The 13173-nt window shown below is 36.4% G+C and carries 12 protein-coding genes and 1 pseudogene; 11 read left to right on the top strand and 2 right to left on the bottom strand.

Annotated elements, in window-relative coordinates; genetic code table 11:
- The first annotated feature begins 7 nt into the window (after window positions 1–7).
- The 8 genes from ACIQLB_RS20610 (at window position 8) to ACIQLB_RS20645 (ending at window position 8453) form a co-directional block, all read left to right on the top strand.
- Window positions 8–763 carry an SDR family NAD(P)-dependent oxidoreductase gene (locus ACIQLB_RS20610; protein ID WP_400730174.1) on the top strand — a complete coding sequence of 252 codons (756 nt, stop codon included), beginning with the start codon at window positions 8–10 and terminating at the stop codon, window positions 761–763.
- Between the two features lie 536 nt (window positions 764–1299).
- Entirely contained in the window at window positions 1300–2493 is a 1194-nt protein-coding gene (locus tag ACIQLB_RS20615; protein WP_400730177.1) for an argininosuccinate synthase, read from the top strand.
- Window positions 2494–2571: 78 nt separating this feature from the next.
- A complete protein-coding gene (argH, locus tag ACIQLB_RS20620) occupies window positions 2572–3945 on the top strand; it encodes an argininosuccinate lyase (protein WP_400730179.1) in 1374 nt (457 codons plus the stop codon).
- Window positions 3946–4468: 523 nt separating this feature from the next.
- Window positions 4469–4804 (top strand): carboxymuconolactone decarboxylase family protein, encoded by a 336-nt coding sequence (locus tag ACIQLB_RS20625; RefSeq protein WP_400730303.1) that lies wholly within the window; start codon window positions 4469–4471, stop codon window positions 4802–4804.
- Between the two features lie 543 nt (window positions 4805–5347).
- Complete coding sequence (locus tag ACIQLB_RS20630; protein WP_400730182.1) at window positions 5348–5725, top strand: GntR family transcriptional regulator; 378 nt, start codon at window positions 5348–5350, stop codon at window positions 5723–5725.
- Window positions 5726–5732: 7 nt separating this feature from the next.
- Entirely contained in the window at window positions 5733–6812 is a 1080-nt protein-coding gene (locus tag ACIQLB_RS20635) for a DUF1648 domain-containing protein (RefSeq protein ID WP_400730185.1), read from the top strand.
- 13 nt (window positions 6813–6825) lie between these two features.
- Complete coding sequence (locus ACIQLB_RS20640; RefSeq protein ID WP_400730188.1) at window positions 6826–8133, top strand: alpha/beta hydrolase; 1308 nt, start codon at window positions 6826–6828, stop codon at window positions 8131–8133.
- A 5-nt stretch (window positions 8134–8138) separates the two neighbouring features.
- Window positions 8139–8453, top strand: a complete 315-nt coding sequence (locus tag ACIQLB_RS20645) for a DUF3784 domain-containing protein (RefSeq protein ID WP_400730191.1) — start codon at window positions 8139–8141, stop codon at window positions 8451–8453.
- Between the two features lie 533 nt (window positions 8454–8986).
- On the opposite strand, the pseudogene ACIQLB_RS20650 reads toward ACIQLB_RS20645, so the two are convergent.
- Window positions 8987–9328: pseudogene (locus ACIQLB_RS20650) on the bottom strand (hypothetical protein); the annotation flags it as partial.
- A gap of 501 nt (window positions 9329–9829) precedes the next feature.
- Between ACIQLB_RS20650 and ACIQLB_RS20655 the strand changes: the two are divergent.
- The 3 genes from ACIQLB_RS20655 (at window position 9830) to ACIQLB_RS20665 (ending at window position 12061) form a co-directional block, all read left to right on the top strand.
- Window positions 9830–10048 (top strand): hypothetical protein, encoded by a 219-nt coding sequence (locus tag ACIQLB_RS20655; RefSeq protein WP_400730194.1) that lies wholly within the window; start codon window positions 9830–9832, stop codon window positions 10046–10048.
- A gap of 282 nt (window positions 10049–10330) precedes the next feature.
- Window positions 10331–11314: a ketoacyl-ACP synthase III gene (locus ACIQLB_RS20660; RefSeq protein WP_400730197.1), complete on the top strand. Its 984-nt coding sequence runs from the start codon at window positions 10331–10333 to the stop codon at window positions 11312–11314.
- Window positions 11315–11635: 321 nt separating this feature from the next.
- Window positions 11636–12061: a MaoC family dehydratase gene (locus ACIQLB_RS20665; RefSeq protein WP_400730199.1), complete on the top strand. Its 426-nt coding sequence runs from the start codon at window positions 11636–11638 to the stop codon at window positions 12059–12061.
- 500 nt (window positions 12062–12561) lie between these two features.
- On the opposite strand, the gene ACIQLB_RS20670 is transcribed toward ACIQLB_RS20665, so the two are convergent.
- Window positions 12562–12957 (bottom strand): DUF3224 domain-containing protein, encoded by a 396-nt coding sequence (locus ACIQLB_RS20670; protein ID WP_400730202.1) that lies wholly within the window; start codon window positions 12955–12957, stop codon window positions 12562–12564.
- Window positions 12958–13173 lie beyond the last annotated feature (216 nt).

Below are 13173 nucleotides of genomic sequence, written 5' to 3' on the forward strand. Positions count from 1 at the left end.
TTTAAGCATGAGCGTGAATAAAAAGACTATCTTCGTGACAGGTGCAACAAGTGGTGTTGGACTGAAAATTACAGAATTATTAGTAGCACAAGGTCATACGGTTTATGCAACAGGACGTAATGCGGTGGCATTGAAAGCATTAGATCGAGCAGGCGCACACGTGATCCAAGCAGATTTAACTAATTTAACTACAATCGATGAAGTATGCGCACAGCTACCGCCTCTTGATGTAGCTATTTTATCTGCCGGGGTAGGTAAATTTGGCATTGCACCTGAATTATCAGATGAAGCTATTAGACAAATGGTAGAGCTAAATGTCAGTGTACCGATATATTTAGCAAAACGTCTAGCAGCACCTATGATACAACGTCAGCAAGGTCAGCTAATCTTCATCGGCTCACAGGCAGGAAAGGTAGCGACACCTAAGGCTAGTGTTTATGCTGCTACAAAGCATGCGATTGTTGGCTTTACGAATGGGCTTCGCATGGAACTGGCTCCGTATAATGTGAAAGTCACTGCAATACATCCAGGTCCAATCGATACACCATTTTTAGATAAGGCTAGTGATGAAAGTGGCTATCGCGAGTCTTTAGGAAGATTTTTATTAACAGCTGAAGAAGTTGCACAAGCTACTGTAAAAACAATCGGGCGCCCTGTTCGAGAGGTTAATTTACCAAGGATCATGGGATTAACAAGCAAGCTGTATGCAATGGCACCTGCAACCGTTGAAATTTTAGGCAAATCATTTTTTAATAAAAAATAGTCAATCAATTATGCCTTGGCATAATTACGTCCGGAATCGGCTTTGTGCTTGCACAAAGAACTCCTTTCCGATTCTGTGACATCCGGCGGAGCCTTTAATTTCTTTTAGTGGGTGTTTGGACACCCGCTGAAAGAAAAAAAACTGTAAACATACTCAAGTGAAAATTGAGTGTGTCTACAGTTTTTTTACGGCTCATCACCAATTGTTAAAACACATGTCATTTTCTCATCAGACACCCCCATCCGGAACGGAAATCAACCCCTCGTTTTGCCGAAGAGCCATTTACTTTCCTGGCATTTATATAATATACATTCATGTAGTTAGTAATAATTTGTTTATCCGAGTGAAAATATTCATAGTTGGTACAAAGGCTTAAAGTATTGTAATGACTCACTTTTTACAATAAACATAAAAGTCTAGAAATTTATAAAAATACACTTGTTTTAATTTTTATAACATGATACTATTCGTGTATAAACTTTTAAATGAATGTATAAACATACATATCTTATAGATTAATTGGAGGCGCATTTTTTATGGCGAATAAAAAAGTAGTATTAGCATATTCAGGAGGTCTTGATACTTCTGTAGCAATTCCATGGTTAAAAGAACAAGGTTGGGATGTTATTGCAGTGTGTCTTGACGTTGGTGAAGGTAAGGATCTTGAATTTGTAAAAAATAAAGCTCTTCAAGTAGGAGCAATTGAATCCTATATGGTAGATGCGAAGGATGAATTCGCTGAAGGATATGCATTAATTTCATTACAAGCTCATACTTGGTACGAACAAAAATACCCACTAGTATCGGCACTTTCTCGTCCATTAATTTCTAAAAAATTAGTGGAAATTGCAAACCAAGTAGGTGCGGATGCAGTAGCTCACGGTTGCACAGGTAAAGGTAATGACCAAGTTCGTTTCGAAGTTTCAATCAAAGCGTTAAATCCAGATTTAGAGGTATTAGCACCTGTACGTGAGTGGGGCTGGAGCCGTGATGAGGAAATCGAATATGCAATGAAACATGATGTACCGATTCCTGCAACGTTAGATTCACCATTCTCAATCGACCAAAACTTATGGGGCCGTGCAAATGAAGCGGGCATAATGGAAGATCCATGGGTATCTCCACCAGAAGAAGCATACGGTTTAACAGTTTCCGTGGAAAATGCTCCAGATGAAGCGGAATACGTAGAAATTGAATTTGTAGCTGGTAAGCCAGTATCTTTAAATGGTAAAGAAATGAAGCTTGCTGATTTAATCCAAGAGCTAAATGCAGTAGCTGGAGCACACGGTGTTGGTCGTATCGATCACGTAGAAAATCGATTAGTTGGTATTAAATCTCGTGAAGTGTATGAAATTCCAGGAGCAAAAGTGCTATTAACGGCTCATAAAGAGCTTGAAGACTTAACGCTTGTAAAAGAGTTAGCACACTTCAAGCCAGTCATTGAGAAAAAATTATCTGAATTAATTTATGATGGTTTATGGTTCTCTCCATTACGTGTAGCACTGGAGTCATTCCTTGCTGAATCACAAAAGTTTGTGAACGGAACTGTGCGCGTGAAGCTTTACAAAGGTCATGCAATTGTGGAAGGACGTAAATCTCCAAATTCACTTTATAGCGAAAAGCTAGCAACATATTCTAAAGAAGACCAATTCAACCATGCTTCAGCAGTAGGTTTCATCGAATTATGGGGTCTACCAACAGTGGTTAACTCTTCAGTAAATAAAAACTAATTTGACAAGCGAGGTGTAGTGTAGCATTGCGCTATGCTGCATCTTTTCGAAAAGATACGAAGGAAAAGGTGAGCTGTTATGACAAAACTTTGGGGCGGACGTTTCCAAAAATCAGCAGAAGCATGGGTGGACGAGTTCGGCGCATCGATTGGCTTTGACCAACAGCTTGTTCTGGAAGACCTTGAAGGTAGCGTAGCACATGTTACGATGCTTGGCGCAACAGGAATTTTACCAGCAGCTGACGTAGAGATAATTCTCGGTGGACTTGCACAATTACAAGAAAAAGCAATTACAGGTGAGCTTGAATTTACAGTTGCCAATGAAGATATTCACTTAAATCTGGAAAAAATGCTGATTGATTTAATTGGTCCTGTAGGAGGTAAGCTTCACACAGGCCGTAGCCGAAATGATCAAGTAGCAACGGATATGCATATTTTCTTGAAAAAACGTGTGAAGGAAGCAATCGGTTTAATTGAGACATTCCAAAAGACATTGCTAGAAAAGGCTGAGGAGCATGTAGAAACAATTGCTCCTGGCTATACACATTTACAACGTGCTCAACCAATCTCATTTGCCCATCACTTAATGGCCTATTTCTGGATGTTAGAGCGTGATAAACAACGTTTTACGGAATCGCTTAAGCGTATCGATATTCTGCCTTTAGGTGCAGGTGCCATGGCAGGTACAACTTTCCCAATCGACCGCTTAAAATCCGCTGAGCTTTTAGGCTTCAGCGAGGTTTATGCAAACTCTATGGATGCAGTAAGTGACCGTGATTTTATCGTTGAATTTTTAAGCAATTCATCATTATTAATGGCGCATTTATCTCGTTTTGCAGAAGAAATTATATTGTGGTCGACAGATGAATTCAAATTTATCGAATTAGATGATGCCTTCTCAACGGGCTCATCTATTATGCCACAAAAGAAAAATCCTGATATGGCGGAGTTAATCCGTGGAAAAACGGGGCGTGTTTACGGTAACTTAATGGGCTTATTAACAGTTTTAAAAGGAACACCGTTAACATACAACAAAGATATGCAGGAAGATAAAGAAGGTATGTTCGATACAGTCCATACAATTCTTGGTTCACTAAAAATCTTTGAAGGTATGATTCGCACGATGACTGTCAATACAGAGCGTTTGCATCAGGCAGTACACTCTGACTTCTCCAATGCTACGGAACTTGCAGATTATCTAGCAACAAAAGGCATGCCTTTCCGTGAAGCACATGAAGTCACAGGAAAACTTGTATTCACATGTATTCAACAGGGTATCTACTTATTAGATTTACCGCTTGAAGACATGAAAAAAGAAAGTGAGCTTATCGAAGCGGATATTTACGATGTATTAGCGCCTGAAGCAGCCGTTCGTCGTCGCCATTCTTTAGGTGGTACAGGATTTGATCAAGTAACCATCCAAATCGAAAAGGCAAAAGCTTGTCTTGTTTAACTTATTTCAGCGGGTGTACAAACATCCGCTGAAATAGAGGAACTCAGTCTAAGAACGCCACGTCCTGTGGCATTACCGAAATGACCGACATCGTATCGGCCCTCACGCAGGCCTAAGCACAAAGCCGAATCCGGACGCAATTATGCCGAGGCATAATTGATCAATTTCCTTAGCGTGCATGTCCTTGTGACTTTTGCATAGATATTCATTAAAGCTGTCCAGAGAGGCACTATGAAAAACCATTTCCTTTTTCGTTAGAGCCAGTGGGTGAAACGAAAATGAGACCCTTACATAAGTGAAGGACAATCCCCAATTCTGGAGACGCGGAATTGGGGTTTTTGTGAAAAGAAATAACAATGGGAGCTCTGAAACAGTTAAAAAAATCTAATAAAATTGTGTGATATTTATTAATTTTTCGTAATTGTTGATGTGCTTTCAAGCTATGGTGAGTGTAGTTTCTGGCAACAGAAATAGCACGATGAACTACGTTAGTGCAGTAAGGTAAAAACACACCTGCGGATGTATCCATCAGTCCTCTGAGGCAGATGCACTAGCTGATGTAGCACCAGATTTACGCAAAATGATTATTGAATTTGCCTATGGTGATGTGTATTCACGACCAGGGCTAGATGCAAAAAGCCGTGCACTTGTTGTCATCACAGCAGTAGTAACTCAAGGTGCTGCCTCACAAACAAAAACACATATTAAATGTGGTTTGCATGCAGGTTTGACACAGACAGAAATTGTGGAAGCACTATTACAATTAGTGCCTTACATAGGTTTTCCACTCACGGAATCGGAAAGGAGTTCTTTGTGCAATCACAAAGCCGATTCCGGACGCAATTATGCCGAGGCATAATTGATCCATTACACAACAGGTCTTTAAAGAAGACGCCTAAAATGAAAACTCTGCATTTCCGTGGAGTTTTATTCTACATCAAGGCACTTTTAATAAAAATGCTCATCACATGAATAAACACTTGTGAAACGGTTCATATTAAGAGAGGAATCACTTATTAATCTTATATGATGAGGAGGATGTAGAATGAGTAGTCAAACACCCAAAGACCAGGAATCTCAGGAAAGTCCGCCACAACTGTATAGGGTGAGCTTCTAAAATCTTAAGGAATCGGTGAGGCAGAGGATAGTCTGTTTTGCTGTATCTTAAGAAGAAGCAATAACCGATACAGATCAAATCAAATAGAAATAAGTGTTCTTGGACCCAGAATCTTTCTGGGTCCTTTTTTATTTCGCATTAATTGACCTAAAAACCTCAGAGGGAAGAAGATCCCAATTGATTATTTTCCGCTTTATATAGAATTTTACATTTTTAGAATACTGTATTACTCTAAGTGCGACAGATTTCTGTTTGGTGAAGAGCGGTACAGATGGGAGGGGTAAGATGCATATTCATTTAGATCCAAGCAATGAATTACAGCTCTATAAGCAGTTAGCGAATCAATTGATTGAGTTAATTGCTAAGGGAAAGCTAAAAAATGGTGATACATTACCTTCAGTTCGTTCAATGGCTTCGGATTTAGGTATCAATGTCAGTACAGTTAGTAGGAGCTATCATGAACTTGAAGAAAAAGGGTTAATCGAATTAAAGCCGAAAGCAAAGGCTATCATTATCGGTGGTCAAAAAAAAGAACTGGAAGAGACGGAAGTTGAAAAAGTAGAAAATGCATTAAAACCAATTATGGCAGAGGCCATTGCACGTGGTCTCGAAAAAGATCAGATGACAAGTTTGTTTCATCGAATTTTAAAACAATGGAAGTAGGGGAAATATGCTTTTTATATTAAGCATCTTTATCTTTGTAGGAGTACTGGAAACTTTAACACCATATTTTGCGAGAAAAACAACTGTGTTTGGTGTTTCAATTCCAGAACCTTATGTGAAACATCAGCAATTACGTATATTTAAAAAGCACTACAGCATGATGGTCGGGAGCATAGCAGTTGCCTTTCTTTTAGGCCAAATTTTGCTACTGTTTACGTCCATTCAAGAAGAGCAATTTGTTTTATTATCCTTTATCTTGCTTTATGTCGTGCTTCTTATATCAGCTGGACTTTATATGTTTTATCATATAAAAACAAAAAAACTAAAAAAGCAAGAAAATTGGGAAGTGCATGTAAAAACTGTTTATGTGATGGATTTATCTATTCGAGATCGAGATGAAGTACTTTCACCTACATTTTTTACATTACCAATTATTATCACGTTAGCATTGATTACCTTTACTTATATGAATTACAATGCCATCCCGGATGTATTTGCTACCCATTGGAATGCAGCAGGTGAGGTAGACGGTTGGACAGAAAAAACTTGGCTATCAGTTATTGTAATGCCGCTTATTTTACTAGGGACACAAATTAGCTTTTTCATCATGAGCATAGGTATGAAAAGTGCCAAAATACAATTGAGTGCACAGGCGAAAGAAGCTTCAGCCAATAGAGAGCTTACACAGCGTAAATATGGCAGCTGGTACCTCGCAGCAATTAATTATAGTCTGACCATTCTTCTTGTTGTTTTACATTACACGACAGTGATTTTAGAAAATCAAACTGCTCCTTACTTCTTTCCACTTTTTATCGTTTTTATGATCGTTTCTTTAGGGGGACTTATCCTCTTAATTTGGAAGTTAAGTAAAAGTAATGAGCGCTTTGATGATTTACATACAAACGAAACAGCTGCAGCCGATGATCGATATTGGAAATGGGGTATTGTTTACATCAATAAAAATGATCCTTCACTATTAGTACAAAAGAAATACGGTGTTGGTTGGACTGTGAATTTAGCGAATAAATGGAGTTATATCATTTTACTTGTAATATTTTTGCCAATCTTATTAGTCATCTTCATATAGAAGGAGAGATTTTATGAAAAAACTTTTGTTTTTATGTTGTGCGCTCTTATTATTAGCAGCATGCGCCCAAAAGGAAGACAATACAAAAGGTAAAGAGACAAAGGAGGACAATAAAATGAATGAACAGTTAGTAGGTAAATGGGAAGGGAATATTGAAACGCCAAACGGAGCACTTCCAATTATCGTTGATTTGCAGAAAGATAGTGGGACATTATCAGTACCGGCACAAGGATTATCCAATTATCCATTTAAAAGCATTAAATACAATGGTGATCAAGTGAGTGTTTCGATCAATTTAAATGGCTCGGCAGTTGAAATTAACGGAACATTAAAAGATGGGCAAATTGAAGCAACGTTTCAACAAAATGGTGGTAAATTCCCACTTGTCTTAAAACCATTCAAAGAACAACCAGAACAACCAGAACAACCAGTTACGTATGAAACGTTAAAGATTCCTGTTAAAGATGGTGAGTTAACAATCGCTCTTCAAAAGGCTAGCAAGGAGCCATCTCCAGTGGCACTTATTATAGCAGGCTCTGGACCAACTGATAAGGATGGAAATTCAGCAATAGCTGGTAAAAATAATAGCTTAAAAATGATTGCGGAAGGGTTAGCTAATGAGGGTATTGCAACTGTTCGCTATGATAAACGTGGACTTGGCGATAATCAATCCCTTTTAACTAAGGAAGAGGATATCACGATTGACCAATACGTAGATGACACAGTACAAGTGATTAATGCTCTTTTAGCCGATAAAGCGTATTCGAGTGTTCATATTATTGGACATAGCGAAGGCTCACTGATTGGTTTGCTAGCAGCACAAAAAGCAAATGTAGAGTCCTTTGTTTCCATAGCAGGTGCTGGAAGACCAGCAGATGAAATTTTGTTAGAGCAATTAAAAGGTCAATTATCGCCAGAGCTTCTAAAAGAATCAACAGATGCTCTTGCAACCTTGAAAAAAGGAGAGCTAGTGAAAAACGTTTCTCCAGATTTACAATCACTCTTCCGTTCTTCCGTTCAACCGTATATGATTTCATGGTTAAAATATAACCCTGCAAGTGAGTTAGCAAAAGTGAATAGCCGAGTTTTAATTCTTCAAGGTACAACTGACTTACAAGTAGTTGCGACTGATGCGGAAGTGTTAAAGAAAGGTAAACCAGATGCCAAGCTGGTATATATGGACGGAATGAATCATGTGTTAAAAAATGCTCCGGCAGATCGTACGAAGAATTTAGCAACATATTCAGACCCATCATTACCACTTCATAAAGAATTACTGCCAGCCATTCAGCAGTTTATTATGAATGAAAGTAAAGACTAAGCAACATGGATGCCATTGTTTGGTTGATCATTATGATTCCGTTCCTAATCTTTGCGATTGTTTTATCACAAGGCAAAGGCGCATTTTTAATAGCGGGCTACAATACGATGTCTGACAGTGAGAAAGAGAAATATAACGAAAAAGCACTCGCTAAATTTGTGGGCAAAGTGATGTACGGCTATTGTTTTTGTTTACTATTATGGGGACTGAACGAGCTATTCAAAACGAGATGGCTATTTATCATCGGGCTCGTTCTCTTTATAGGTCTTACAATTTTCGTAGTTGTCTATGCCAACACACGTAATCGCTTTAAAAAATAAGTTTCTATATAAGGTGAATCGAGCGAAATAGGTAGATACCCGTGTGAAGCAGGGGAAATACCCGCGGAAGAATAATGAAATCTTAAACAACAAAAAGACCTTTCAAATACTTATCTTAGGGTGACAACCTTCAAACGTATATAAATAAATAGACTAAACATATTATATATTTAAAATATGTTTGGTCTATTTTTATGATTTTATCTTGCCTTACTCAACTAACGGTGCAGGATAGTTTAATAAAGGACATAGCCGTTCGCTTGTTATACGGGATCCCTTTGTCCCAACCAGCCTAATCATGTGTTAACAAGTAGAGGGCGAACAGTTTAGTTGTCGGGATCAAGTCCCACGGGCAGGTCCGTTCTACTCCGGCTACTATCAATCTATAAATTGAATAAAAAATAGTCAACCAGATTTCTCCGGTTGACCTTATAATACGAACGGCGCAAGTTAGTTAAGAAAATCATGAAATTGTAAGAGGAAAGATTAAAAGGAAAGAACCATTGTTTTATTACTGATTGGTTAATTTATTTCTACCATTGAGTTTCAGTTTTATGCTCGATGACTTGTATTACTATTGGTTCAATATTTTTTAACATTTCCTCGTATTGTTTACTATCGACATTATTTTCACCCTTAAATTGTACATCAGTCTGTGTTTTTGCAATGACGTCAATTACTTGTTGTTTAGTAACGTTTTTAGAAGCTGCAATCTCCACTACAGATTTTCCTGTTGCCAATTCTTGTTTTAATTCTTGTGCGTTTATTTTTAATAAAGACAATAAATTTTTATCGTTCAAATAAAAGTCTGCAGTATAATCAGGTTTACCATTTAAAGAAAATAAACCTTCGACTTTAATATTAGAAGGTGTAGGTTCACCTTCTAATACTTTTTGGATTTCTTCAGGGGTTGGTGCTTTAATAGAATTTACAGTTTCTACCGACTCATTTATTTCTTTTTTTTGAGTAGCATAGGCACTGCCAACACCTACTAATAATGCTGTTGACATTCCAAGTGCAGTGAATAATTTTGTCTTAGGATTTAACATTTTAAAACCTCTTTTCATTGTTTTATTGGGTGTTACAAGTACTAATATAAACGCAGCATGTAAAGATGAAGTGAAGATGATATAAAATTGAAATCAAACTTTATTCTTCCACTAACGGAGCAGTTTAGTTGAAGAAAAAATTATTAGCTTATTCAACAATCGGGCCATATTGTGGAATAACAGTTTTTTTAGAAAAGTACCAAACTTCGCTTCGGTAACAATATTATTCGACTTACCTCCTGTTTAAAAATAAGTCTATATTAACCGCTTGATTTTACTGATAATTCTGAAATTTATGTTAAGGTAGTTAGGGAGGGGGTGAAAATTGTGGAAAGAAAGAAAAGGAATCTTATATTAACTTTCGTAATCAGTTTTGCTTCAGTAATTTTCGGATTACCATTACTGTATACGTTGGGAGTTCCTTCGGGTGATGTGGTATTAACTGCATTATTCGGAAAAGGAAATATATGGGCTTTAGTCTTTTCTGTAATGTTAATCCTATTAGTCACTTTTGGTGTTGGTAAAGTTATAAAAAGCAGCACTTAGTTTTTATTAAACTAACCGATGCGTAGGTGACAAAGTAAAGTAAATAGTTGAAATAATTTTATAGGTATTCAACAATCGGGCGCGATTGTTGAAGAAGCGTCCTTATTGAACTAACGGGTGCTTTTCTTGAAGATCATTGAGTTGCATATGCAGCTCTTTTTTTCTTTATTGAACTAACGGTGCAGGATAGTTAAAGAAAGGGATTTTTTACTTCATATTAGTACCAAGTCATAGTAATAAGTGATATAATTTTAAAAACTATAGAAATGAGGGTGAACTTTTATGATTAAATCTAAAGCACGTATTACTGCAATAGGCTCTTATGTTCCTGAAAGAAGATTAACAAATGATGATTTAGAAAAAATGGTCGAAACGAATGACGAATGGATTGTCCAACGTACGGGTATTAAAGAACGAAGTGTTGCAAATGAAAATGAATTTACAAGCGATATAAGTTATAAAGCTGTAAAGAATTTGATGGAACGTTATGACAAATCAGTTGATGATGTTGATATGATTATCGTTTGCACACTTACTCCTGATTTTAAAACTCCAAGTGTTGCTTCGTATATCCAAGCAAAATTAGGTATTAGGAATACTGGAGCGATGGATTTAAACGTTGCTTGTGCAGGATTTACATATGGATTATATGTGGCAAACGGATTAATTACTTCGGGCTTAAACAAGAAGGTTTTGGTTATTGGAGCTGAAACGCTATCTAAAGTAACCGATTATACAGATAGAACAACCTGCATCCTTTTTGGAGATGGTGGAGGGGCAGTTCTTGTTGAATATGATGAAAAACAACCGAGTTTTATTTCATCACATTTATGTTCAGAAGGCGAGAAAGGAAATAGTTTATATAGTACCAATTTATCTAACACAATGAATGGAAAAGATTTGGTCGGAAATGGTTGCATTGTTCAAAATGGGCGGGAGGTTTATAAGTGGGCGGTTACAACTGTGCCAAAAGGAATACAATCCGTTATGAAAAACACTTCAATTGAGTTGAAAAATGTCGATTGGTTTGTTCCTCACAGTGCAAATTTAAGGATGATTGAGTCTATATGCGAAAAAAGTGGTTTTCCAATAGAGCGAACTCTATATAGCTTAGTCAATTACGGAAATACATCTGCAGCTTCAATCGCTTTATCTTTAGATATAGCGGTACGAGAAGGTAAAATAAAAAATGGAAATAAGATTTTATTATTTGGTTTTGGTGGTGGCTTGGCACAGGCAGGATTACTTATAGAATGGACTATTTAGCTAACAAGATTTTTAATGTAAGTAAGAAAATCTTATTAAACGGGTGCTATTCTCCAAGAAGAGGATTGGCTTTTTCTTATTGAAGTTACGGAGCAGGATAGTTTAAGAGTGTTGTTTAACTTGTGTTCAATAATCGGGCCATTTAATTGAATAACACATTAAAAGAAAATAGATGTTTAAGTAGATTTATGAAAGCTTGTGAAGATGTACTTAAGTCAACGATCAGGTTTCTTGAAGTAGGAAAAAGTAATACTAACCATTAATAGTAGGTGTTAGAATAAATTAAGTAATCGCGTTAATTAATATTTAAGAGGTGTTTTTATGAAGTTAGATGAATTTACAATTGGAGATGTGTTCGAAACTAAACCATACAAATTAACAAAAGAGGATATTATGAGGTTTGCAGGTGAGTTCGACCCCCAATATATGCATTTAGATGAGGAAAAAGCAAATCAGGGAATATTTAATGGAATTATTGCTTCTGGGATACATACACTAGCTATTTCATTTAAGCTATGGGTTGAAGAAGGTAAATATGGTGAGGATGTTATTGCAGGAACAAGAATGAATAATATTAGATTTATAAAGCCGGTGTATCCAGATGATGAACTACATATCATTGTAAAGGTTATAGATAAGAAAGCAACAATGAATGAAACGGGTATCCTAACGGTATTGTTATCTACTTTCAATGATAAGGAAGAAAAAGTTTTTGAGGGCGAATTATCTGCATTGATAAAGCGATGAAGGTTATTTTAAAGTATTGAACACCACCAGTTAATAGTAATTCAATTAAAGGGGACAATTCTTAAGAGGAATTGTCCCTTTTTCAATAAAATAAAAGAAGAAGGTTGGATTAGTGGTTGGATATGGTTATTGTAGAAAGAATTACATCAAGTAAAATTAAGCCATAGTCATTACTTTTAAACTATTTTTGAACATTGCGATTTATGTTGATGATTTTGGTACCTCTCCAACTGCTGTAATATGGTAGCGACTTCTGGCTTTATATGGCATGGTTACGTATAGCTCTACTTGCAATTATTAATTTAAACTCTGGAATTAAGTTATTTAGTAAATAGAGAAAATTATCGTTATTCTTATGAAGACTTATTCCATTATCGGGCGCGATTATGGAATAAGTGCCTCTTTTTCTTCTTCAACTAACGGAGCAGGATAGTTGAAGAAGATCTTTCGACGAAAAGGGCATTCCTGGTAGTACAGAAATGCCCTTTTTTACTGTTTTGTTAGAATTTAAAATCTAGAATCATCTTACTGGTTTCACCTGTAAACTTATAGTTATAAGACCCTTTCAAGCTTTCTAAGTCACCGGTAGCTTTGATGATTGTTGCTGGAGAATCTAGATTTCCTTTATCAAATATTCCTTGCTCTATAGCTGTAAATGTCCCCTGTTTTCCCTTGTAAGTTCCTTCAAAATGCAGAAATCCGGAAATTTTAGCAGTGGCTAAGTGACTATCATCTATATTAGATTCAACATAATATAACAAATATTCAACAAAAGCTTTTCCTGTTAATTCACCCTCTAAATCATATTCGACATGGGCAATATTAATAGGGAATTCTTTTCTAGTGTCATCTACTGGCTTTTCATCCCATCTGCTTACTGTAAATGTTACCTCCATGGTAAATCTCCCTTCATTATTAAATAGTAATTCACCTCCAGTATAATATACAAAAAGTACCATTATCAACAGTAGAATAGGATTACTTTTATTAATTTTTCTTTACTAACTTTGTGAAATATTGCACTTAAAGTAACGAGGGCTTTAGTTAAATTTTCGATTCGCGAAATATCAAAAATAAAAAGACAGAATTTATTCTACACGTTTTGAGTAAAT

This window comes from Lysinibacillus sp. NPDC092081, assembly GCF_044755845.1.
Classification (GTDB): Bacteria; Bacillota; Bacilli; order Bacillales_A; family Planococcaceae; genus Lysinibacillus.